The sequence below is a fragment of the Kitasatospora sp. NPDC023120 genome (genome assembly GCF_055560835.1).
This window is the reverse complement of the sequence record NZ_JBVHHY010000016.1, coordinates 134,656-157,850: the sequence shown is the minus strand read 5'-3', so window position 1 is coordinate 157,850 and position 23,195 is coordinate 134,656. Positions and strand designations below refer to the sequence as shown.

Below are 23,195 nucleotides of genomic sequence, written 5' to 3'. Positions count from 1 at the left end.
GTGCCTCAGGCGGCCGGCAGCGCAGCCGCGGCCGCGGCGGGTTCGGTGGACTGCCCACCGGTCCGGTGACGGCCAGGCGCTCCAGCAGGGCGTCCAGGCCGAAGCGCTCGACGGTGGCCCGGGTGCGCCTGGGTGACCACGGCCTCCTCGTCGCGGCAGGGGATGACCAGGTGCCACTGGAAGGCGGCGGAGTCGCCGGGTTCGGCGGGCCAGCTGTGCTTGAAGGCGTGGCGGGAGCTGGCCCAGTACACGAGGAAGCGTCCGAAGACGAGCGCCATGTAGCCGACGAGGGCCAGGGAGATCAGTCCGGCGACCCAGATGATGGCGTCCTGGTGAAGCGCGATCCGGTCGTGCAGGGCGTCGGGCATGGCGCAGCGCTCCTCGTGATCAAAGGTCGGCGGCTCCTGCCGGTTGCGAATCGATGCTTCATTGCGGTCCAAACTCGCTAAATCAATAGTAAAGGGATCAAACTGGTCAGTACAGGCAGAGACCGGGCATAGTGGCCGTTCTCGCCCCGCCCTCACCCCGTGAGAACACCCCGCCACCGCTCCGTAGACTGTGGTCGTGAGCGACAAGGCCGACCCGAACCCGTACACCATCCGCCCCGCCGACGGCGGCACCGGCGACGCCCTGCGCGACGTCGAGACGGAACTCTCCAAGCGCTGGCCGGAGAACAAGCTGGAGCCCTCGCTCGACCGGATCGAGGCGCTGATGGACATCCTGGGCCAGCCCCAGCGGTCCTTCCCCTCCATCCACGTCACCGGCACCAACGGCAAGACCTCCACCGCCCGGATGATCGAGCAGCTGCTCAACACCTTCGAGCTGCGCACCGGCCGCTACACCAGCCCGCACGTCGAGACCGTCACCGAGCGGATCAGCCTGGACGGCGCTCCGATCACCCCCGAGCGCTTCGTCGAGGTCTACCGCGACATCGAGCCCTACGTGCAGATGGTCGACGCGGCGCAGCCCGTGCCGATGTCCTTCTTCGAGGTGCTGACCGGCATGGCCTACGCCGCCTTCGCCGACGCCCCGGTGGACGTCGCCGTGGTCGAGGTCGGCATGGGCGGCTCCTGGGACGCCACCAACGTCATCGACGCCGCCGTCGCCGTGATCACCCCGATCGGTCTGGACCACACCGACAAGCTCGGCGAGACCACCGGCGAGATCGCCGTCGAGAAGTCCGGGATCATCAAGCCCGGCTCGGTCGCCGTCGTCGCCCAGCAGCAGCTGGACGCCGCCCAGACCATCCTGCGCCGCGCCGTCGAGGTGGACGCCACGGTCGCCCGCGAGGGCATGGAGTTCGGCGTCATCCGCCGCGAACTCGCCGTCGGCGGCCAGCTGGTGACGCTGCGCGGGCTCGGCGGCGAGGAGTACGAGGACATCTTCATCCCGCTGCACGGCGAGTACCAGGCGCACAACGCGGCGCTCGCGCTCGCCGCGGTCGAGGCCTTCTTCGGCGTCGGCGGTGCCCGCGGCGGGCAGCTCGACGCCGACAAGATCCGCCAGGCCTTCTCCGGCGTCTCCTCGCCGGGCCGCCTGGAGATCGTCCGCCGCAGCCCCACGATCGTCCTGGACGCCGCGCACAACCCGCACGGCGCCCGCGCCACCGTCGCCGCCCTCACCGAGTCCTTCGGCTTCACCCGGCTCGTCGGCGTGATCGGCACCTCCGGCGACAAGGACGTGGCCGGCGTGCTGGAGGCCTTCGAGCCGATCCTGGCCGAGGTCGTCATCACCCAGAACTCCACCCACCGCGCGATGGACGTCGACGCGCTCGCCGCCCTGGCCGTCGAGGTCTTCGGCGAGGACCGCGTCCAGGTCGAGCCCCGCCTCGACGACGCCATCGCCGCCGCCGTCACCCTCGCCGAGGAGGAGGGCGACCTCGGCGGCGCCGGGGTGCTGGTCACCGGTTCGGTCATCACGGTGGGCGAGGCCCGCCTGCTGCTCGGGAGGAAGTGACATGAGGACGCTCTGCTCCTCGACGCTGATCGGCGAGGCGTTGCTGGTCATGTTCGCGGCGCTGGTCGCGATGCGGCTCACCGACGTCTCCACCGGGGAGATCTGGACGGTCAGCGGCATCGCGATGGCCCTGTGCATCGCGCTCTGCGGCATGATCAACCGCCCGGGCGCGGTGCAGATCGGCTGGGCGCTGCAGATCGGCCTGATCGCCAGCGGCTTCATCCTGCCGACCATGTTCGGCCTCGGCGTGGTCTTCGCCGGCCTGTGGTGGTGCTCGGTGCACTACGGCCGCAAGGTCGACGAGTTCAAGGCCGCCCGCGCCGCCGCCACCGACGCGGCCGTCGCGTAGGCGCTGCTCCTACCGGCCGGGGGCCCGGACCGGCGCACCGACACGCCGTGTACGCAAGGTAACCTCTGCCGTGTCGGCCCACTCGTCGACCCGACTGTCTGCCGAACCGAATCCCCAGGAGACGCACCGTGTCCCAGCGCACTCTCGTCCTGCTCAAGCCCGACGCCGTCCGCCGCGGCCTGGCGGGCGAGATCATCAGCCGCATCGAGCGCAAGGCCGGCTGGCGCTTCGCCGCCATCGAGCTGCGCACCTTCGACCGGGCGACGCTGGAGCAGCACTACGCGGAGCACGTCGGCCGCCCGTTCTACGAGCCGCTGCTGGAGTTCATGACCTCCGGCCCGTCGATCGCGCTGATCGTCGAGGGCGAGGAGGTCGTGAAGGGCATCCGCATGCTCGCCGGGGCCACCAACCCGCTGGAGGCCGGCGCCGGCACCATCCGCGGCGACTACGCGACGATCACCCGCGAGAACCTGATCCACGCCTCCGACTCCCCGGAGTCCGCCGAGCGCGAGATCAAGATCTTCTTCCCCGCTCACGCCTGAGCCGGGCCGGGCGGCACGCCCGAAGGACCCCGGGACTGCCCCGGTCGGGACCATTGGCCCGGCCGGGGCATTCTTATCGGGAAATAGGGAACTGGGGGTGCCGACACGGCGTCCCAATCCTCGGAGAAGCGATCACGCTCCGGACAATGGACGGTATGCCCCACGTCGACGTCCGTACCGCATGGCGTGACTACGATGGACGCGACTCAAGGGCCCGGTAAGGCAGCTCAGCTGGTCTCCGCCCAAGCGTGGGCGCACGCAGTCGTCCACCTCTCATGAACTCCGAGCCCGGGAAGGCACCCACACCCCATGGCGAGCAACCTGTCGTTCATCGGCCGCGACTTGGCGATCGACCTCGGAACTGCCAACACGCTGGTGTACGTCAGGGGCAAGGGCATCGTCCTGAACGAGCCTTCGGTGGTCGCGGTGAACACCAACACCGGCGGCATCCTCGCCGTCGGCGCCGAGGCCAAGAAGATGATCGGCCGCACCCCGGGCAACATCGTCGCCATCCGCCCGCTCAAGGACGGCGTGATCGCCGACTTCGAGATCACCGAGCGGATGCTGCGCTACTTCATCCTCAAGATCCACCGCCGCCGCTACCTCGCCCGCCCGCGCGTCGTCGTCTGCGTGCCCTCCGGCATCACCGGCGTCGAGCGCCGCGCCGTCATCGAGGCCTCCTCGCAGGCCGGCGCCCGCCAGGTCCACATCATCGAGGAGCCGATGGCCGCCGCCATCGGCGCCGGCCTGCCCGTCCACGAGGCCACCGGCAACATGGTCGTCGACATCGGCGGCGGCACCACCGAGGTCGCGGTCATCTCCCTCGGCGGCATCGTCACCGCCCAGTCCATCCGCGTCGCCGGCGACGAGCTCGACAACGCGATCGTCCAGCACATCAAGAAGGAGTACTCGCTCCTCCTCGGCGAGCGCAGCGCCGAGCAGATCAAGATGAGCATCGGCAGCGCCTTCGGCCTGGAGGGCGAGAAGGACGAGCACGCCGAGATCCGCGGCCGCGACCTGGTCAGCGGCCTGCCCAAGACCGTCGTCATCTCCGCCGCCGAGGTCCGCGAGGCCATCGACGAGCCGGTCAACTCGATCATCGACGCGGTCAAGACCACCCTCGACCAGTGCCCGCCCGAGCTGGCCGGCGACGTCATGGACCGCGGCATCGTGCTCACCGGCGGCGGCGCCCTGCTGCGCGGCCTCGACGAGCGGCTGCGCCGCGAGACCGGCATGCCGATCCACATCGCCGAGAACCCGCTCGACTCCGTCGCACTCGGCTCCGGCAAGTGCGTCGAGGAGTTCGAGGCGCTCCAGCAGGTACTCGACGCGCAGCCGCGCCGTTAGCACCACAGCACACATCCGACACGACTGAACGGGCCGCCGCCCGGGCCCCACAGCCCCGGGCGGCCGCCAGGTACGAAGGGGCAGTACCAGCACCGTGAGGGACACACGAGAGAGCCGGCTGCTGCTCATCCTGCTGGTGGCCGTCGCCTTCGCACTGATCACCGTGGACATCAAGGGCGGTGAGGACTCCCCGCTCGGACCCGCCCGGCACGCCGCCGCCGGCGTCCTCGGCCCGGTCGAACGCGGCGCCGCCACCGTCGTGGACCCGGTCGCCGACACCGTCCGCGCCTTCCGCGACGCCGCCACCAACAGCGGCCGCACCGACCAGCTCGCCCGCGAGAACACCGAACTGCGGCAGAAGCTCGCCTCCTCCGACATGGCCGCCGGACGCACCAAGCAGCTGGACGACCTGCTGCGCACCGCCGGCGCCGGCGGATACACCGTCAAGGCCGCCCAGGTCATCGCGATCGGCCCGGCCCAGGGCTTCTCCTGGACCATCACCATCGACGCCGGGAGCGACGACGGCCTCACCCGCGACATGACCGTGATCAACGGCCAGGGCCTGGTCGGCCGGATCACCACCGTCGGCCCGACCACCGCCACCGTGCTGCTCGCCTCCGACCCCGGCTTCTCGGCCGGCACCCGCCTGGAGGGCACCGGCGAGATCGGCTTCGCCTCCGGCGGCGGCGACAGCCCGATGAAGGTCTCCCTGCTCAACGGCAAGGCCCAGGTCAAGGCCGGCGACCGGCTGGTCACCTTCGGCTCGCAGAGCGGCCGCCCCTTCGTGCCCGGCGTCCCGGTCGGCAAGGTCATCGAGGTCCAGGCCAACGCCGGCCAGCTCACCAAGACCGTTCTGGTCGAGCCCTTCGTCCAGTTCACCCGGCTGGACCTGGTCGGCGTGGTGGTCGTACCGCCACGCGCCGACCCGCGCGACGCCGTCCTGCCGCCGGCCCCCGCCGCGGCCGCCCCTGGCCAGGCCCCCGCCGCGCCGACCGTGGCCGCCGCCCTGCCCGCCAAGCCCAATGGGGGGAACTGAGCCATGCGCCTCGCCCGCATCCCCGTCTCCGCCGGCCTGATCCTGTTCGGCCTGATCCTCCAGGTCAGCGTCTTCGGCCGGCTCCAACTGCCGGGGGCCACCCCGGACATACTGCTGCTCGTCGTGGTCGGCCTGGCCATGGTCTACGGGCCTACCGGCGGCTGCCTGGTCGGCTTCGCGGCCGGCCTGCTGGCCGACCTCGCACCGCCCTCCGACCACGCCATCGGCCGCTACGCGCTGGTGCTCTGCCTGATGGGCTACGCCGCCGGACTGCTGCGCCCCGACCACGGCCGCCAGCGCTCGGTCTCCAGCGCGCTGGTGGTGGTGGGCGCCGCCGCCGTCGCCTCCACCCTGCTGTACGCGACGGTCGGCGCCCTCGTCGGCGACACCGCGGCCCGGCACGTCGGCCTCGGCGGCCTGGTGATCAGCGCCCTGCTCTACGACCTGCTGCTGGCGCCGTTCGTGGTGCCGCTGGTGATGCTGCTCGGCCGCCGCTTCGGGCGCGACCCGGTGGCCGCCGCCGACGACGACGAGAGCGGCCCGGGCCTGGGCCTGGGCTCGCTGGCCCGCTACCGCACCACCCGCGAGGTCTCCTCCGGCCCGAGCTACAAGAAGCGGCGCCTGCCCGGCTTCGCCCGCCGACCGTAACCGGACCGGCCCCGACCTCCCGACTTCCCCGCACCCTGGAGCGCACGAGACGTGAGCAACATCCCCGAGACCGGCCGCACCCGGCGGGTGACGATCCGTCTGGTGGTGCTGCAGATCCTGGTGCTGTCGCTGCTCGCCACCCTCGGCGGGCGGCTGTGGTACCTGCAGATCCGCAACGCCAAGGAGTACACGGCCAAGGCGACCGGCAACCACATCCGCGAGGTGGTCGACCCGGCCGTCCGCGGCGAGATCCTGGACGCCTCCGGGCGGGTGCTGGCCGGCAACGAGACCCGGCTGGTGGTCTCCGTCAGCCGCACCTCGCTGCTGCAGCAGAAGGACGGCGGCAAGGCGGTGCTGTCCCGGCTGGCCGAGGTGCTCGGGATGCCCGCCAAGGACGTGCAGGAGAAGGTCCGGCTCTGCGACGCCAAGACCCCGCAGCCCTGCTGGAACGGCTCGCCCTACCAGCCGATCCCGGTCACCAAGGAGGCGACCACCCAGCAGGCGATGCAGATAATGGAGCGCCGAGAGGACTTCCCCGGGATCACCGCGCAGCCCACCGCCGTACGCCGCTACACCGGCGCCGAGGGCGCCAACCTGGCCCAGGTGCTCGGCTACCTCTCGCCGGTCACCGACGAGGAGGTCAGCAAGACCGCCGACAAGACCGGCCTGGACCGCTACCTGCCGGCCGACCAGATCGGCCGCGCCGGACTGGAGTCGGTGTACGACCGCGACCTGCGCGGCACCGCCGGCATCACCAAGCTGGAGGTGGACAACCTCGGCCGGGTGATCGGCACCGCCGGCGCCGTCGCCCCGAAGACCGGCGACAACCTGGTCACCAGCATCGACGCCCGGGTGCAGAAGGTGGTCGAGGACAACCTGGCGCAGGCCATGAAGGACGCCCGGAACACCTTCGACAAGGTCACCAACCGCAACTACGAGGCCGACTCCGGCGCCGCCGTCGTGATGGACGTGCACACCGGGCGGATCATCGCGATGGCGAGCGCCCCGACCTACGACCCCAACCTCTGGGTGGGCGGCATCACCGGCAAGGACTACCAGGCGCTGACCAGCAAGGAATCCAACTTCCCGCTGCTGAACCGGGCCATACAGGGTCAGTCCGCCCCCGGCTCGACCTTCAAGGTCATCTCCACCACCGCCGCCGTCCAGGCCGGCTACCCGCTGGACGGCACCTACCCGTGCCCGAAGAGCCTGACCATCGGCGGCCGCGAGTTCAAGAACTTCGAGAGCGAGAGCTTCGGCTCCATCACGCTGGAGAAGGCGCTCGAGGTCTCCTGCGACACCGTCTTCTACGGCCTGGCGAACGACCAGTGGCTGAAGGACGGCGGCATCAAGCCGAAGAAGGACCCCGCCGACTGGTTCTTCAAGACCGCCCACGAGTTCGGCCTCGGCGCCAAGACCGGCATCGACCTGCCCTCCGAGGTGCCCGGCCGGGTGCCCGACCGGCAGTGGAAGCAGTCCTTCTACGACAACAACAAGGACGCCTGGTGCGCCCAGGCGAAGAAGGGCGGCAACAGCTTCTCCGACCAGATCGCCCGGGAGAACTGCGTCGACGGCTACCAGATGCGCGCCGGTGACGCCGTCAACTTCGCGATCGGCCAGGGCGACACCCTCGTCACCCCGGTCCAGATGGCCCGGATCTACTCGGCGCTGGCCAACGGCGGCACCTTCTACCGGCCGACCATCGCCAAGGCGGTGATAAGCCCGGGCGGGGACCTCGTCCGCGAGATCGCCCCGCAGGCGGATGCCAAGTTCCCCGGCGACCAGAAGCTGCTGAGCTACATCGACCAGGCCACCGAGGGCGTCGTCAAGAACGGCACCGCCGCCTGGAAGTTCGTGCAGGCCGGCTGGCCGCAGGACAAGATCGCGCTGCACGCCAAGACCGGCACCGCCGAGGTCGAGGGCAAGCAGACCACCTCCTGGCTGACCACGTACAGCAAGGACTACGCGATCGTCATGACGATAAGCCAGGGCGGCACCGGCTCCGGCGGCTCGGGCGACGCCGTCCGCCGGATCTACCAGGCCCTCTACGGCGTGGTCGACGACAAGGGCACCATCGACGCGAGCAAGGCGCTGCTGCCGACGCCGCAGACCGAGCTGCCCAAGTTCAACCCGGACGGCACCGCGATCATCAAGCAGGCCGCCTACTCGGTCGACCGGGCGCCCGGCGCCGCGGCCGTCGCCCCGGCGGTCCTGGACCGGGCCGCACCGGCACCCGCGGCGGCCTTCCTCGACGAGGCGCCGCCGACCGACCACCCGGTGTCCTACACCGCCGTCGACGCCGCGCTCGAACCCGGCCGCGGCCCGGGAAGGGGACGGGCATGACCTCTTACGGCTCCTACCGGCAGCTGCGGCTGGCCCCGCAGCGCAGCGGGGTCTCCAAGGCCCTCGCCAAGGACTCCCCGCTCTGGCGGCTGGACTGGATACTGCTGCTCGCCGCGCTCGTCCTGTCGCTCGGCAGCTCACTGCTGGTCTGGTCGGCCACCCGCGGGCGCGACTCGCTCACCCACGGGGACCCGCAGTACTTCCTCTACCGGCACCTGACCAACGTGGTGGTCGGACTGGTGCTGTGCGCCGTGGTGATAGCGATAGGGAGCCGCCGCTTCCGCACGCTCGTGCCGTTCGTGTTCGTCGGCGTGATCCTGATGCTGCTGGCGACGCTCAGCCCGCTCGGCTCGACCATCAACGGCCAGCACTCCTGGATCCAGCTGGGCGGCGGCTTCTCGATCCAGCCGGCCGAGTTCGCCAAGCTGGCGATCGTGCTGGCGATGGCGGTCGTGCTGTCGGACCAGGTGGACGCGGGGGAGCGGGAGTTCCCCTCGCACCGGGCGGTGTTCCGCGGCCTGGTCTGGGCGTGCCTGCCGATGGCGATAGTGATGCTGATGCCGGACGCCGGCTCGGTGATGGTGATGGCCGCGATCGTGCTCGGCATCCTGCTCGGCTCCGGAGCGCCCAACCGCTGGGTGCTCGGGCTGCTGGTGGCGGGCGCCGGCGGCTGCGTGGCGATCTGGAAGCTCGGGGTGCTGAGCAAGTACCAGATCGACCGCTTCGCCGCCTTCGCCAACCCGCAGCTGGACCCGTCCGGCGTCGGCTACAACACCGCGCAGGCCCGGATCGCCATCGGCTCGGGCGGCCTGTTCGGCAAGGGCCTGTTCCACGGCACGCAGACCACCGGGCAGTTCGTGCCGGAGCAGCAGACCGACTTCGTGTTCACCGTCGCCGGCGAGGAGCTCGGCTTCGTCGGGGCGCTGGGGATCATCGTGCTGACCGGCGTGGTGCTGTGGCGGGCCTGCCGGATCGCCCGGCAGGCGACCGACCTGTACGGGACGATCCTGGCGGCCGGGGTCATCGCCTGGCTGTCCTTCCAGGCCTTCGAGAACATAGGGATGTGCCTGGGCATCATGCCCGTGGCGGGCATCCCGCTGCCGTTCGTCTCGTACGGCGGCTCGTCGATGTTCGCGGTCTGGATCGCGGTCGGGCTGCTCCAGGCGGTCCGCAGCCAACGGCCGATAGCGGCCTGAGCGGAGCCGCCCGAGCGGCGGGTGAGGCGGTGGGGCCGGTCCGGGGAATCCCGGGCCGGCCCCTTCGCCGTGCCGAGGGCCGGTCCCTTCGCGTACCCGCGGCTTGTTCTCGGGGCCCGCCCCGCGGTCAGGCCGCGCGGAGCAGGCAGTCGGCAGCGGTGAGGACGGCCCGGGTCTGGTGCGCCAGCTGCTCCGGCACCGGCACCCAGCGGGCCCCGAAACGGTTGCGCAGCCGGTCCAGACTGTCGGCGACCACCGCGCGGGCGCGCTCCCTGGCGGCCTCCGCACCCGGGCCGCGGGCGTCCGCGAGCAGGCGCAGCAGGACCGACGCGACCCGCAGCGGCAGGCGGGCCGCGACCAGCCCGGCGGTGGTCACCCGCGAGGAGGAGAGCGGCTCCGGGCGCCAGCGGTCCAGCCACTCCTCGGCCACCCGCGGAGCCACCGCCAGGTTGAACTCGGCGGTGCGCACCAGCGGGCCGTACGCCTCGTGCCCGTACGCCCCGCGGCCGAACGCCGGGACGTGGGCGAGCAGGGCGCTGAGCTCCTCGGCGCGCGCGGTGAGGTCGCGGGCCGCGGCGGTCAGCGCCTGGGCTCCGGCCGGGTGCGGACGGGCGTCGCCGACCGCGTCCACGGCCCACATCGGGACCTCCAGCACGGCGGTGACCGCGCCGTACCGGGCGGCGTGGGACCAGGTGGACAGCTCCGGCTCGTCCGGCAGCGCCCGGGACGCCTCGGAACTGCCCGGCGCCGGCATCAGATAGGTGCCGGGAGAGGGGCTGGCCCAGCCGATCGCGTCGTAGGAGTCCACGTCGAGCGGCAGGCCGGCCCGCTCCGCGGAACGGGCGAAGCGCTCGGCCAGCTCCGGCACCGGGCCGGTGAGCTGGACGAAGGCGCCGCCGAAGTCCACCCCGTGCAGCGAGCACTGCAGGAACGGACGCAGCTCGTCGATCAGACCGGTCAGCGCCACACTCTCCGGCATCGGCGGGCGCCCGGAGCCGGGGGCGGGCAGCAGCTCCGGCTGCTCCTCGAACGCGGGGCGGAAGAAGTGCTCGTAGTGGCGGCGCATGGTCAGCGGCCCGTCCAGCCAGCCCGCGTTGAGCGCGGCGCCGTCCGGGTCCAGGCAGAGCAGCAGGTGCCAGGACAGCCCGGGACGGGCGGGGCGCTCCAGCAGCAGCTCGGCCAGCCGGACCGCCCCGGCGGTGCCGATCGGCTCGTTGGGGTGCGGTCCGCCGACCACGAGGACGGCGCGTGGTCCGCGGTCGACGGAGAGCAGCAGCAGCGGGCGCCCGGCCCGGGAGCGGCCCACCTCGCGCAGCCGGCAGCGGTCCGGGTGGCGCAGGGCGAGCCGCCGGGCGGCGCACTCGGCCTGCGCCTGCGAGGGGTAGCGGGCCGGCCGGGCGTCGAGGGTCCGGAGGGGGCGGATCCGCCGACCGGTGTCGGTCATGGTTCTCCTTGCGCCGGTCGTACGGATCGTACGGCCGCCGGGGCGCGGGCGCGCGGGTGCGCCGCCGGGCACGGGGTGCGGCGGGGGACGGGGCACCGCGGGCCGGGACGGCGGCCGGGCGGACCCGGACGGGCCTGGTGAGGGTGGACGGGGCCGTGCGTGCGGGGGGAGGGGGAGGGCAGCGCCGGGGGAACTCCGACGAGGGCCGAGCGTACGACCCAACTCCCTTGTCCGGAAGGGGTACAGAACCCTTTGACGGAGCCCTGCCAGTACCGCACGGGCCGTCCGGGCGTGTCAACGGCGGACGGTGCCGGGCCGCGGGCGCGCACTGCGCGTACCGGGGCGGGCACCCGGCGGTCGGGCCGCGCCGGAGCGCGCAGGGGCCGCGCACCGGGGCCGCTCCCGGGCAGACGGGCCGATCCCCGGATTGGGCTACCCTTGAGGGTCACCCCTCCCGTGCCGACTCGCGGCACCGAATCACGTCGTAAGGGTTCCTAGTACATGACTGTCGAATCGGTCTTCCCACGCCTGGAGGCCCTCCTCCCGCACGTCCAGAAGCCGATCCAGTACGTCGGCGGCGAGCTCAACTCGACCGTCAAGGACTGGGACGCCTGCGACGTCCGCTGGGCGCTGATGTACCCCGACGCCTACGAGGTCGGGCTGCCCAACCAGGGCGTCATGATCCTCTACGAGGTGCTTAACGAGCGCGAGGGCGTGCTGGCCGAGCGCACCTACAGCGTCTGGCCGGACCTCGAAGCGCTGATGCGCGAGCACGACGTCCCGCAGTTCACCGTCGACGCCCACCGCCCGGTGAAGGCCTTCGACGTGTTCGGCCTGTCGTTCTCCACCGAGCTCGGCTACACCAACATGCTCACCGCGCTCGACCTGGCCGGCATCCCGCTGGAGGCCAAGGACCGCACCGACGAGGACCCGATCGTCCTCGCCGGCGGCCACGCGGCCTTCAACCCGGAGCCGATCGCGGACTTCCTGGACGCGGCGGTGGTCGGCGACGGCGAGCAGGCCGTGCTCGACATCACCGAGGTCATCCGCGCCTGGAAGGCCGAGGGCCGCCCGGGCGGCCGCGACGAGGTGCTGCTGCGCCTGGCCCGTACCGGCGGGGTCTACGTGCCGCGGTTCTACGACGTGGAGTACCTGGCCGACGGCCGGATCGGCCGCGTCGTGCCGAACGCCCCGGGCGTGCCGTGGCGCGTGTCCAAGCACACCGTCATGGACCTCGACGAGTGGCCGTACCCGAAGCAGCCGCTCGTCCCGCTCGCGGAGACCGTGCACGAGCGGATGTCCGTGGAGATCTTCCGCGGCTGCACCCGCGGCTGCCGCTTCTGCCAGGCCGGCATGATCACGCGCCCCGTGCGGGAGCGAAGCATCACCGGTATCGGCGAGATGGTCGAGCGCGGGCTGAAGGCGACCGGCTTCGAGGAGGTCGGCCTGCTGTCGCTGTCCAGCGCCGACCACACCGAGATCGGCGAGATCGCCAAGGGCCTGGCGGACCGCTACACCGAGGACAAGATCGGCCTGTCGCTGCCGTCCACCCGTGTCGACGCCTTCAACATCGACCTCGCCAACGAGCTGTCCCGCAACGGGCGCCGCTCGGGCCTCACCTTCGCCCCCGAGGGCGGCAGCGAGCGCATGCGCAAGGTGATCAACAAGATGGTGTCGGAGGAGGACCTGATCCGCACCGTCGCCACCGCGTACGGCAACGGCTGGCGCCAGGTGAAGCTGTACTTCATGTGCGGCCTGCCGACCGAGACCGACGAGGACGTGCTCCAGATCGGCGAGATGGCGAAGAACGTCATCCAGAAGGGCCGCGAGGTCACCGGCCAGAACGACATCCGCTGCACCGTCTCCATCGGCGGGTTCGTGCCCAAGCCGCACACCCCGTTCCAGTGGGCCCCGCAGCTGTCCGCCGAGGCCACCGACGCCCGCCTGGCCAAGCTGCGCGACTCGATCCGTGGCGACCGCAAGTACGGCAAGAACATCGGCTACCGCTACCACGACGGCAAGCCGGGCATCATCGAGGGCCTGCTCTCCCGCGGCGACCGCCGGGTCGGCGCGGTCATCCGCGCGGTCTACGAGGACGGCGGCCGCTTCGACGGCTGGCGCGAGTACTTCTCGTACGACCGCTGGATCGCCTGCGCCGAGAAGGGCCTGGCCGGCACCGGCGTCGACGTCGACTGGTACACCACCCGTGAGCGCACCTACGAGGAGGTGCTGCCCTGGGACCACCTGGACAGCGGCCTCGACAAGGACTGGCTCTGGGAGGACTGGCAGGACGCGCTGGAGGAGGTCGAGGTCGACGACTGCCGCTGGACGCCGTGCTTCGACTGCGGCGTGTGCCCGCAGATGGACACCAACATCCAGATCGGCCCCACCGGCAAGAAGCTGCTGCCGCTGTCGGTGGTGAACAAGTAGCCGTCGGCGAGTGACGGTTCCCACACCCTGGACCCCCGGCCGGAACGTTCCGGCCGGGGGCCGCCGGTATGCGGCTGACCAGGGGCGGGGCGAGCGGGCCGGCGGGGCGCGTACCCTTTGAGGTGACAGAGTCCGGACACTGGCGGGAACACGCCATACCGGACGGGGACAACTGACTAAGGACTGAGCGACCCTGGCACGCCGTACGCCCGACGGTCCGCCGCCCGCGCCGACGGTGCAGCGGATTCGTCTCCGCTACACCAAGCGCGGCCGGCTCCGCTTCACCAGCCACCGCGACTTCCAGCGCGCCTTCGAGCGCGCCCTGCGCCGGTCCGCCGTTCCGATGGCCTACTCGGCCGGCTTCACACCGCACCCGAAGGTCTCCTACGCGAACGCGGCCCCGACCGGGGTGGCGAGCGAGGCGGAGTACCTGGAGATCGGCCTGGCCGCCGTCCGCGACCCCGAGCAGCTGCGGGCGCAGCTGGACGAGTCGCTGCCGAACGGCCTCGACGTGATCGACGCGGTCGAGGTGCGGACGCCGAACTTCGTGGAGCGCCTGGAGGCCTCCGAGTGGCTGGTCCGGCTGGACGGCGTCGAGCCGGCCGAGGCGGCCGGCGCGGCGGCGCGATTCCTCGCCGAGGAGCGGGTCGAGGTCGAACGCCTCACCAAGAACGGCGTGCGGGTCTTCGACGCGCGCGGTGCGGTGGCGGCGCTCGAGGTCGTCCCGCCCCAGGTCGACGGCACTGCGGACACGGAGGCCGGATCCGACCGCGATGTTCGGACCGGCCGTCCCTGTGCGATACTGCGCCTGGTAGTACGACACGCCACACCCGCCGTACGACCCGACGACGTATTGTCCGGTCTCCGTGCGACGGCCGACCTGGCGCCGCCGGTCCCCGCAGAGGTGACCAGGCTGGCGCAGGGGCCGCTCGACGAGGGGACCGGCACGGTGACCGACCCGCTGGCGCTCGACCGCGCCGCGGCCCAGGCCGGCTCGGAGCCGGGCGCCGGGCCGCGCGCTACCGCGCCCGCCTAGCGGGCGGAGGCCGGGTCCAGTGCCTCACTGGGCCCGACGGTCCTCCAGGGTTCCCGCGGCTCCCCAGGGGAGCGAGCGTCGTCGCAGCGCACAGGCCTGCCACCCGGGGCCTGCCGGCCAGGACGGCCGGTGGGCCCGGGGCCCCCGTCCGGGAGCCACCCGGGGTTGGGGGACGGCGCAGCTTGGGAAAACCTCAGAAGACTGGTCAGACCAGAAGACTTTCGACACCCCGCCGAGCGCGGGGCGCCGAGCGAGACTACGAGCCCCTGTGCGGCCTCGCGTCCGCGCGGCGGCACCGTGAAAGGGTCCGGCCCGAGCATCGTCGCGATGCCGGCCGCCCACCGGTGCCGCGCCGTGCCCGGATGCGGAGCCCGGGGGCCTGACGGGAGATCCACCCGCATGCTCGATAACACCGATCCGCAGCAGACTGCGGCCACGGAACAGAACGGGACCGCCGCGACCGGCGGCGAGGGCGCGTCCGCCGCGCCGCCGCGCCGTCGTCGCCGCGCGGTCTCCCGCCCGGCCGGCACCCCGCAGGGTGCGGCCGTCGAGGCGGCCGAGACGGTGCTGCCGGCCGAGGCGCCGGCGGCCGAGCCCGCCCCGGCCCCGGCCGCAGAGCCGGTGACCGAGCCGGCCGCCGAGAAGCCGGTCCGGGCCCGCCGTACCCGCAAGCGCGCCGAGGCCCCGGCCGGGACGCCGGAGGCGACCGCGATCGTGGTCACCGCGCCGGAGGCCGCCGCCGAGGAGCCCGCCGCCGCCAAGGCGAAGGCTGCCGTCGAGGCGAAGGCCGTCGTCGAGGCGAAGGCCGAGAAGAAGGACGAGAAGGCGGAGAAGCCCGCCCGGGCCCGCCGCACCCGCAAGCGCGCCGAGGCTCCGGCCGGTGCGCCCGCCGCCGAGGCGCCCGCTGCCGAAGCCCCCGTCGCGGAGCCGGCCGCGGCCGAGCCCGCCGCCGCCGAGCCGGCGGCCGAGGAGGCCCCCGCCGCTCCGGCCCGCCGCACCCGCCGCCGTCGCGTGGTCGAGGCCGCGCCGGTCGTCGAGGCCCCGGTCGAGGAGCCGGCCGCCGAGGAGCCGCAGGCCGAGGAGCCTGCCGTCGCGGAGGAGCCCGAGGAGGAGGCCGCCCAGGCCGCCGCCGCGCCGGCTGCCGCTCCGGCCGCCGCCGCGCCGGCTGCCGCTCCGGCCGCCGCCGCGCCGGCTGCCGCTCCGGTCGCCGAGGGCGAGCCGCCCCACCGGGTGCGCCGCCGCGCCGTCCGCCCGGCCACCGCGGTCTTCCAGGCTCCGGTCTTCCAGGAGCCCGCCCCCTACGTCGCGCCGTCCGCGCCGCAGCAGCCCGCCGCCGCCCCGGCGCCGGTCGAGGCTCCGGCCGTGGCCGCCGAGGGCGAGGAGGACGACGAGTTCGAGTACAGCGGCGTCGGCCGCCGCCGCCGGGTCCGCACCCGCGTCGAGCCGGGCCGCCGCAAGTCGGCCGCCGCCGCTCCGGTCGCCAAGGCACCGGCTGCCAAGGCCCCGGTCGCCAAGGCGCCGGTCGTCGAGGCGCCGGTCGAGGCCCCGGCCGTCGAGGCGCCCGCCGCGGAGGCCCCCGCCGCTGGTCCGGAGACCGAGGGCGAGTGGGAGGACGACGGCCGTCCGTCGCGCCGTCGCCGCCGGGGCGGCCGCCGCCGTCGCCGTGGCGAGGCCGAGGAGTTCGAGGCCGCCGAGACCGTCGAGGCCGAGCAGCCCGCCGAGGAGCCGGCCCAGGCCGTCGCCGAGGAGGAGGACGAGGAGGACGACGAGCTGGCCGCCGGCCTGTCCTCGTCCCGCCGTCGCCGTCGCCGTCGCCGCCGCAGCGGTGAGGCCGGTGCCGTCGAGGCCGCCGAGACCACCGAGGACGGCGTCCGCACGGTGGTGAAGGTGCGCGAGCCGCGCCGCCGCTCCACCGAGCCGTCCTTCGACCCGGACGAGGTGCAGTCCATCAAGGGCTCGACCCGTCTGGAGGCGAAGAAGCAGCGCCGCCGCGAGGGCCGCGAGCTGGGCCGCCGCCGGGTGCCGATCATCACCGAGGCCGAGTTCCTGGCCCGCCGCGAGTCGGTCGAGCGCGTCATGGTGGTGCGCCAGAACGGCCAGCGCACCCAGATCGGCGTCCTCGAGGACGGCGTGCTGGTCGAGCACTACGTCAACAAGGAGCAGGCCACCTCGTACGTCGGCAACGTCTACCTGGGCAAGGTCCAGAACGTCCTGCCGTCGATGGAGGCCGCCTTCGTCGACATCGGCAAGGGCCGCAACGCGGTGCTGTACGCCGGCGAGGTCAACTTCGGCGCGCTGGGCGGCCACGGCGGCCCCCGTCGGATCGAGTCGGTGCTGAAGTCCGGCCAGTCCGTGCTGGTGCAGGTCTCCAAGGACCCGATCGGCCACAAGGGCGCTCGCCTGACCAGCCAGATCTCGCTGCCCGGCCGCTACCTGGTGTACGTGCCCGAGGGCTCGATGACCGGCATCTCCCGCAAGCTGCCGGAGAACGAGCGCGCCCGCCTGAAGCAGATCCTCAAGAAGATCGTCCCGGACGACGCGGGCGTCATCGTGCGCACCGCCGCCGAGGGCGCCTCCGAGGAGGAGCTGACCCGCGACGTCCAGCGGCTGCAGCAGCAGTGGGAGGACATCCAGAAGAAGGCCGCGACCGGCAACGCCCCGGCGCTGCTGTACGGCGAGCCGGACATGACCGTCCGGGTCGTCCGCGACATCTTCAACGAGGACTTCACCAAGGTCATCGTCTCCGGCGACGAGGCGTGGAAGACCATCCACGAGTACGTCTCCAACGTGGCCCCGGACCTCGCCGAGCGCCTCCAGCGGTGGACCTCCGAGGTGGACGTGTTCGCCACCTACCGGATCGACGAGCAGCTGATGAAGGCGCTGGACCGCAAGGTCTGGCTGCCCAGCGGTGGTTCGCTGGTGATCGACCGCACCGAGGCGATGGTCGTCATCGACGTCAACACCGGGAAGTTCGTCGGCCAGGGCGGCAACCTGGAGGAGACGGTCACCCGCAACAACATCGAGGCGGCGGAGGAGATCGTGCGCCAGCTGCGGCTGCGCGACCTCGGCGGCATCATCGTGATCGACTTCATCGACATGGTGCTGGAGTCCAACCGCGACCTGGTGCTGCGCCGCCTGCTGGAGTGCCTGGGCCGGGACCGGACCAAGCACCAGGTGGCCGAGGTCACCTCGCTGGGCCTGGTCCAGATGACCCGCAAGCGGGTCGGCCAGGGCCTGCTGGAGTCCTTCTCCGAGGCCTGCGTGCACTGCAACGGCCGCGGTGTGATCGTCCACATGGAGCAGCCGAGCGCCCACGTCCACGCCCCGTCCGCCCCGGCGGGCGAGGCCGCCTCGGGCGGCGGCAAGCGCCGTCGCCGGGGCAAGGGCGGTGCGGGCCACGAGCAGCCGCAGGCCGTCGAGGCCGTCGTGACCGAGACGGTGGCCGAGGCCGCCGAGGCGGTCGAGCCGGTGCGCGAGGAGATCGAGGGCCAGCTGGCCCTGGAGGTCCCGGGCGTCGAGGCCGAGGCCGAGGCTCCGGCCGTCGAGGAGCCGGTCGCCGCCGAGGTCGTCGCTCCGGTCGTCGCGGAGGCCCCGGCCGCCGCTCCGGCCGGGCGTCCGCGCCGCCGCGCGGTGCGCAAGGCGACGGCTCCGGCCGGTTCGCCGGACACCGCCGAGATCGTGGTGCTGCAGGCGAAGGCCGAGGCGGCGCTGGAGGCGGCCCTGGAGGCCGCCGCCCCGGCCGTCGCGGAAGCCGCTGCCGAAGCCGCCGCCGAGGCGCCGGGCGAGCCGGTCGTCGTCGCGGAGGCCGCGGTCGCCGAGACCCCGGAGGCGCAGGCCCCCGAGGCTCCCGCCGCCGAGGCCCCGGTCGAGGAGGCCCCCGCCGAGGAGGCGCCGGCGCCGAAGAAGCGGGCCGCCCGCAAGACCGCCGCGAAGAAGACCGCCGCCAAGAAGACGGCCACGGCGGCCAAGAAGACCACCGCCCGCAAGACCGCGACCAAGCGGACGAGCGCGGCGGCCAAGAAGGCCGCGGCCGCCGAGGGTGATACGGCGGCCGAGTAGTGCCCACGCCCGGGGCGGGCGCTGTCCCGCCCCGGGCCGTACGGGCCGGTTTGCCCCTCGGGCGGCCGGTCCGTATTCTTGACCATCGGCGTGTCTACGCCATGCTCCCGAGCACATCACCTTCCCGAGGTCACCGCGTCCGCGCGGAGAGTCGGGGAGAGGCTCCTGTGTCCGTACCCAGGTGGCTGGCGTCGGGGGTTCCGACCGAGCAAGGAAAGCAGGTACCGCATGTACGCGATCGTTCGCGCAGGCGGCCGCCAGCACAAGGTCGCCGTCGGCGACGTGCTGGAGATCGACCGTATCGAGGCCAAGCCGGGTGACTCGGTCGAGCTCTCGACCATCCTCGTCGTCGACGGTGACGCCGTCACCTCCGACCCGTGGGTCCTGGCCGGCGTGAAGGCTCACGCCGAGGTGGTCGACCAGACCAAGGGTGACAAGATCGTCATCCTGCGTTACAAGAACAAGACCGGCTACCGCCGCCGTCAGGGCCACCGCCAGCAGCACACCGCGGTGCGCATCACCAGCATCGACTCGGTCAGCAAGTAAGGGGTTAGCGAGATATGGCACACAAGAAGGGCGCAAGCTCTACCCGTAACGGCCGTGACTCGAACGCCCAGCGCCTCGGCGTGAAGCGCTTCGGCGGCCAGGTCGTCTCGGCCGGCGAGATCCTCGTCCGCCAGCGCGGCACCCACTTCCACCCGGGTGCGGGCGTCGGTCGCGGTGGCGACGACACCCTGTTCGCGCTGACCGCCGGTGCCGTCCAGTTCGGCAACCGTCGCGGCCGCAAGGTCGTCAACATCGTGGCCGTCGAGGCCTGAGTCCACGCGGACTCCCGAGTCGTATAAAGACTCACAGCGAAGGGGTGGGCCGGAATTCTCCGGTCCACCCTTCACGCTTTACGCAGGTAGAAGCAGACTCTCGCGCACTGGAGGCACACCCCATGACCACCTTCGTGGACCGCGTCGAACTTCACGTCGCCGCGGGTAACGGGGGCCACGGCTGCGCCTCCGTGCACCGCGAGAAGTTCAAGCCGCTCGGCGGCCCGGACGGCGGCAACGGCGGTGAGGGCGGCAGCGTCATCCTCACCGTGGACTCGCAGGTCACCACCCTGCTCGAGTACCACCACTCGCCCAAGCGCAAGGCCACCAACGGCAAGCCGGGCGCGGGCGGCAACCGCACCGGTGCGGACGGTGAGGACCTCGTCCTGCTCGTGCCGGACGGCACCGTGGTGCTCGACCGCCAGGGCAACGTGCTGGCCGACCTCGTCGGGCACGGCACCAGCTTCGTCGCCGCCCAGGGCGGCCGCGGCGGCCTCGGCAACGCCGCGCTGGCCTCGGCCCGCCGCAAGGCACCCGGCTTCGCGCTGCTCGGCGAGCCCGGCGAGGCCCGCGACATCGTGATGGAGCTCAAGTCCGTCGCCGACGTGGCCCTGGTGGGCTACCCGAGCGCGGGCAAGTCCTCGCTGATCTCGGTGCTCTCCGCCGCCAAGCCGAAGATCGCGGACTACCCGTTCACCACCCTGATCCCGAACCTCGGCGTGGTCACCGCGGGCGACACCGTCTACACCATCGCCGACGTGCCCGGCCTGATCCCCGGCGCCAGCCAGGGCCGCGGCCTGGGCCTGGAGTTCCTGCGGCACGTCGAGCGCTGTTCGGTGCTGGTCCACGTGCTGGACTGCGCCACCCTGGAGCCCGGCCGCGACCCGCTGACCGACCTGGAGACCATCGAGGCCGAGCTCGCCGAGTACGGCGGCCTGGACGACCGCCCGCGCCTGGTCGCGCTCAACAAGGTGGACGTGCCGGACGGCCAGGACATCGCCGACCTGACCCGCGCCTCCCTGGAGGAGCGCGGCTACCGGGTGTTCGAGGTCTCCGCCGCCTCCCGCAAGGGCCTGCGCGAGCTGAGCTTCGCGATGGCGGGGATCGTCGGCGAGGCGCGCGCCGCCAAGCCGGTCGAGGAGTCCACCCGGATCGTGCTGCGGCCCAAGGCCGTCGACGACGCGGGCTTCACCATCACCGAGGAGGACGGCGCCTACCGCATCCGCGGCGTCAAGCCGGAGCGCTGGGTCCGCCAGACCGACTTCAGCAACGACGAGGCCGTCGGCTACCTCGCCGACCGGCTGGCCCGCCTCGGCGTCGAGGACCAGCTGTGGAAGGTCGGTGCGCACGAGGGCGACACCGTCATCATCGGCCCGGACGAGAACGCCGTCGTCTTCGACTGGGAGCCGACCATGGCCGCCGGCGCCGAGATGCTCGGCCGCCGCGGTGAGGACCACCGCTTCGAGTCGCCCCGCCCGGCGGTCGACCGCCGCCGCGAGAAGCAGAAGGGCCGGGACGCGGCCGAGGCCGAGTTCCTCGCCTTCGAGGCGCTCTCCAGCGGCCGCCAGGCCGCCATCGAGGGCGACGACGACGAGGACTGAGCCCGGTCGGCTCGGCTGACGCGAACGGCCCGGTCTGACGAACGGCCCCCACCACCTGTCGAGGTGGCGGGGGCCGTTCGCGTGTTCAGGGGTGACCGGGCGTCACTTGGTCCAGGCGGCCTGGACCTTGGTGATGTCGGTCGAGTCGCCGTAGCCGACCATCACCGGGTTGGCGCCGGCCGGGAAGCTGACGATGTCGCAGCCCTTGAACTCGACGTCCTTGGTGGCACCCGAGAAGCTCGGGGTGCTGCACTTGGCGACCGGGTTGCCGGCCGAGCCGGCGAACATCGCGGAGTTGCCGGAGGCGTCGTAGACCTTGAACTTGGAGTTCGGGGCGGCGAACGTCAGCTTGGCGTCCGTGAGGTTCTTCATGGTCCAGCTGACGTAGAACAGCGAGCGGCCGTCCAGGCCCGTGGTGGGAGCCTTGGCGTCCTGGAGGTCCTTGATCGAGCCCGGCACGACGCCGGTGACGGTGATCTCCAGCTTCGCGGCGGCGTTGAAGGTCTTGTCCGCGAAGTCCACGGTGGCGGGCTGGCCGAACTTCACCGAGGTGCCGGCCTGCGGCAGCTTGCCGCCGCCGGCGCCGCCGCCCGCGGCGCCGGCCGTACCGGCACCGCCGGTGGCTCCGGGGGTCGTTCCGGCGGTGGAGCCGCCGGTGGCAGCCCCGCCCGTGGCAGCGCCGGTGGCGCCGCCCGTCGGGGCCGCGGTCGAACCGCCGGCCGCCCCGCCGGTGGCGGCGCCCCCGGCGGTGGCGCCCGGAGCGCCGCTGGTCGGCGCCGGAGCGGCACCGGTGGCACCGCCGGTGGCGGCCGGATCCGCGTTGTCCGGGCCGCAGGCCGCGAGCGACAGGGCGGTGGCCGCCGCCAGGGCGGCGACGGTCAGCTTGGTGGTGTACGAACGCATGATGCGCTTTTCTCCTGGGCGCGCGACCGCGAACCGTTGCCGGCCTGCCCAGTGCGGCGCCGCCCTCTCGTGACCGCAACGGTCGAAGACGAAACGGGTCCAGCGGGCAAGAAGCCGTCCCCCGATCTGGCTTTCGGTCAGGGACCATACCAGCCATCCGGATTGCCGTACGGGCTGTGGCAAGCCCGTGACCGGTCCGGGTCCAGCCGATGAAACAGCCTGCGGACGACCTGCGTGAATCGCGTAGATTTCGGGGGTGACGGCCGGGCCCGGCCCGCCGCACCCGCACCACACCGGAAGGGCGTACAGCGAGATGAGCGAGGACTCTCTGCGGGAGGAGGTGCTGACCGCACGACGGATCGTGGTCAAGGTCGGCTCCTCCTCACTCACCACGGCGGCCGGCGGCCTGGACGCCGACCGCGTCGACGCCCTGGTCGACGCGCTCGCCAAGGTGCGCAGCCGCCCGGACGCCCCGGAGGTCGTGCTCGTCTCCTCCGGTGCCATCGCCGCGGGACTCGCCCCGCTCGGCCTGGACAAGCGCCCCAAGGACCTCGCCCGGCAGCAGGCCGCCGCCAGCGTCGGCCAGGGACTGCTGGTCGCCCGGTACACCGCCTCCTTCGCCCGGTACGGCATCCGGGTCGGCCAGGTGCTGCTCACCGCCGAGGACGCCAGCCGACGCGCCCACTACCGCAACGCCTACCGCACCCTGGACCAGCTGCTGGCGATGGGCGCGATGCCGATCGTCAACGAGAACGACACCGTCGCCACCGCCGAAATCAAGTTCGGCGACAACGACCGGCTCGCCGCCTTGGTCGCCCACCTCGTCCGGGCCGACCTGCTGGTGCTGCTCTCCGACGTGGACGGCCTGTACGACGGCGACCCGTCCCGCCCCGGCACCAGCCGGATCGCCCGGGTCGGCGGCCCGCACGACCTCGACGGCATCGAGATCGGCAGCGCGGGCAAGGCCGGGGTCGGCACCGGCGGCATGGTCACCAAGGTCGAGGCGGCCCGGATCGCCACCGGCGCGGGCATCCCGGTCGTGCTCACCGCCGCCAGCCAGGCCGCCGACGCGCTGTCCGGCCGCCCCACCGGCACGCTCTTCCTGCGCACCGGCGCCCGCACCTCCGACCGGATGCTCTGGCTGGCCCACGCGAGCAGCCCGCGCGGCGCCCTGCACCTGGACGCGGGCGCCGTCGCGGCGGTCGTCTCCGGCGGCGCCTCGCTGCTGCCGGCCGGGGTCACCAAGGTCGACGGGGAGTTCGCCGCGGGTGATCCGGTGGACCTTCTTGGCGAAAACGGCCACATCGTGGCTCGCGGACTGGTCAACTTTGATGCGAGGGAGTTGCCCCGCCTGCTCGGCCGGTCCACCCGCGACCTGGCCCAGGAGTTCGGCGCCGCGTACGAGCGCGAGGTCGTCCACCGCGACGACCTGGTCGTTCTGCGCGGCTGACCGTCCAGCGGGCCGGCACCGGCCGCCGGCCGATCGG

18 protein-coding genes are annotated in these 23,195 nt (G+C 72.9%); 15 read left to right on the top strand and 3 right to left on the bottom strand.

What is annotated here, in order from left to right; genetic code table 11:
- Positions 1–5 precede the first annotated feature (5 nt).
- Positions 6–368, bottom strand: a complete 363-nt coding sequence (locus tag ACZ3TI_RS24085) for a hypothetical protein (RefSeq protein WP_465729414.1) — start codon at positions 366–368, stop codon at positions 6–8.
- Positions 369–564: 196 nt separating this feature from the next.
- Between ACZ3TI_RS24085 and folC the strand changes: the two genes are divergently transcribed.
- The 8 genes from folC (at position 565) to rodA (ending at position 9,417) form a co-directional block, all read left to right on the top strand.
- Positions 565–1,956: a bifunctional tetrahydrofolate synthase/dihydrofolate synthase gene (folC, locus tag ACZ3TI_RS24080; protein ID WP_465729412.1), complete on the top strand. Its 1,392-nt coding sequence runs from the start codon at positions 565–567 to the stop codon at positions 1,954–1,956.
- Between the two features lies 1 nt (position 1,957).
- Positions 1,958–2,305, top strand: a complete 348-nt coding sequence (locus tag ACZ3TI_RS24075) for a DUF4233 domain-containing protein (protein WP_465729410.1) — start codon at positions 1,958–1,960, stop codon at positions 2,303–2,305.
- Positions 2,306–2,433: 128 nt separating this feature from the next.
- Positions 2,434–2,847: a nucleoside-diphosphate kinase gene (gene ndk, locus ACZ3TI_RS24070; protein ID WP_224277488.1), complete on the top strand. Its 414-nt coding sequence runs from the start codon at positions 2,434–2,436 to the stop codon at positions 2,845–2,847.
- Between the two features lie 321 nt (positions 2,848–3,168).
- On the top strand, positions 3,169–4,194 hold the full coding sequence (locus tag ACZ3TI_RS24065) for a rod shape-determining protein (protein WP_030256393.1): 1,026 nt from the start codon (positions 3,169–3,171) through the stop codon (positions 4,192–4,194).
- Positions 4,195–4,288: 94 nt separating this feature from the next.
- Entirely contained in the window at positions 4,289–5,230 is a 942-nt protein-coding gene (mreC, locus tag ACZ3TI_RS24060) for a rod shape-determining protein MreC (protein ID WP_465729408.1), read from the top strand.
- A gap of 3 nt (positions 5,231–5,233) precedes the next feature.
- Positions 5,234–5,878, top strand: a complete 645-nt coding sequence (gene mreD / locus ACZ3TI_RS24055) for a rod shape-determining protein MreD (protein ID WP_465729406.1) — start codon at positions 5,234–5,236, stop codon at positions 5,876–5,878.
- A gap of 51 nt (positions 5,879–5,929) precedes the next feature.
- Positions 5,930–8,221 (top strand): penicillin-binding protein 2, encoded by a 2,292-nt coding sequence (gene mrdA, locus ACZ3TI_RS24050; protein WP_465729404.1) that lies wholly within the window; start codon positions 5,930–5,932, stop codon positions 8,219–8,221.
- Positions 8,218–9,417 carry a rod shape-determining protein RodA gene (rodA, locus tag ACZ3TI_RS24045; protein ID WP_465729402.1) on the top strand — a complete coding sequence of 400 codons (1,200 nt, stop codon included), beginning with the start codon at positions 8,218–8,220 and terminating at the stop codon, positions 9,415–9,417. The genes mrdA and rodA overlap by 4 nt, the downstream gene beginning before the upstream one ends.
- A gap of 127 nt (positions 9,418–9,544) precedes the next feature.
- Here rodA and ACZ3TI_RS24040 read toward each other — a convergent pair whose 3' ends face one another.
- Positions 9,545–10,861: a M14 family zinc carboxypeptidase gene (locus ACZ3TI_RS24040; RefSeq protein ID WP_465729400.1), complete on the bottom strand. Its 1,317-nt coding sequence runs from the start codon at positions 10,859–10,861 to the stop codon at positions 9,545–9,547.
- Positions 10,862–11,362: 501 nt separating this feature from the next.
- On the opposite strand from ACZ3TI_RS24040, the gene ACZ3TI_RS24035 reads away from it, so the two are divergent.
- From ACZ3TI_RS24035 to obgE, 6 genes are all read left to right on the top strand, one after another.
- Positions 11,363–13,291, top strand: a complete 1,929-nt coding sequence (locus ACZ3TI_RS24035; protein WP_465729398.1) for a TIGR03960 family B12-binding radical SAM protein — start codon at positions 11,363–11,365, stop codon at positions 13,289–13,291.
- A gap of 235 nt (positions 13,292–13,526) precedes the next feature.
- Positions 13,527–14,327, top strand: coding sequence for a TIGR03936 family radical SAM-associated protein (locus ACZ3TI_RS24030; protein ID WP_465729396.1), 801 nt, complete (start codon positions 13,527–13,529; stop codon positions 14,325–14,327).
- Between the two features lie 399 nt (positions 14,328–14,726).
- Complete coding sequence (locus ACZ3TI_RS24025; RefSeq protein ID WP_465729394.1) at positions 14,727–18,386, top strand: Rne/Rng family ribonuclease; 3,660 nt, start codon at positions 14,727–14,729, stop codon at positions 18,384–18,386.
- Between the two features lie 228 nt (positions 18,387–18,614).
- Positions 18,615–18,932 carry a 50S ribosomal protein L21 gene (rplU, locus tag ACZ3TI_RS24020; protein WP_045696828.1) on the top strand — a complete coding sequence of 106 codons (318 nt, stop codon included), beginning with the start codon at positions 18,615–18,617 and terminating at the stop codon, positions 18,930–18,932.
- Between the two features lie 14 nt (positions 18,933–18,946).
- Positions 18,947–19,204 carry a 50S ribosomal protein L27 gene (gene rpmA / locus ACZ3TI_RS24015; protein ID WP_030058248.1) on the top strand — a complete coding sequence of 86 codons (258 nt, stop codon included), beginning with the start codon at positions 18,947–18,949 and terminating at the stop codon, positions 19,202–19,204.
- Positions 19,205–19,326: 122 nt separating this feature from the next.
- Positions 19,327–20,805 (top strand): GTPase ObgE, encoded by a 1,479-nt coding sequence (gene obgE, locus ACZ3TI_RS24010; RefSeq protein ID WP_465729392.1) that lies wholly within the window; start codon positions 19,327–19,329, stop codon positions 20,803–20,805.
- Between the two features lie 102 nt (positions 20,806–20,907).
- Here obgE and ACZ3TI_RS24005 read toward each other — a convergent pair whose 3' ends face one another.
- Positions 20,908–21,708: a hypothetical protein gene (locus ACZ3TI_RS24005; protein ID WP_465729390.1), complete on the bottom strand. Its 801-nt coding sequence runs from the start codon at positions 21,706–21,708 to the stop codon at positions 20,908–20,910.
- Between the two features lie 313 nt (positions 21,709–22,021).
- On the opposite strand from ACZ3TI_RS24005, the gene proB reads away from it, so the two are divergent.
- On the top strand, positions 22,022–23,158 hold the full coding sequence (gene proB, locus ACZ3TI_RS24000; protein ID WP_465729388.1) for a glutamate 5-kinase: 1,137 nt from the start codon (positions 22,022–22,024) through the stop codon (positions 23,156–23,158).
- The last annotated feature ends 37 nt before the right edge of the window (positions 23,159–23,195 follow it).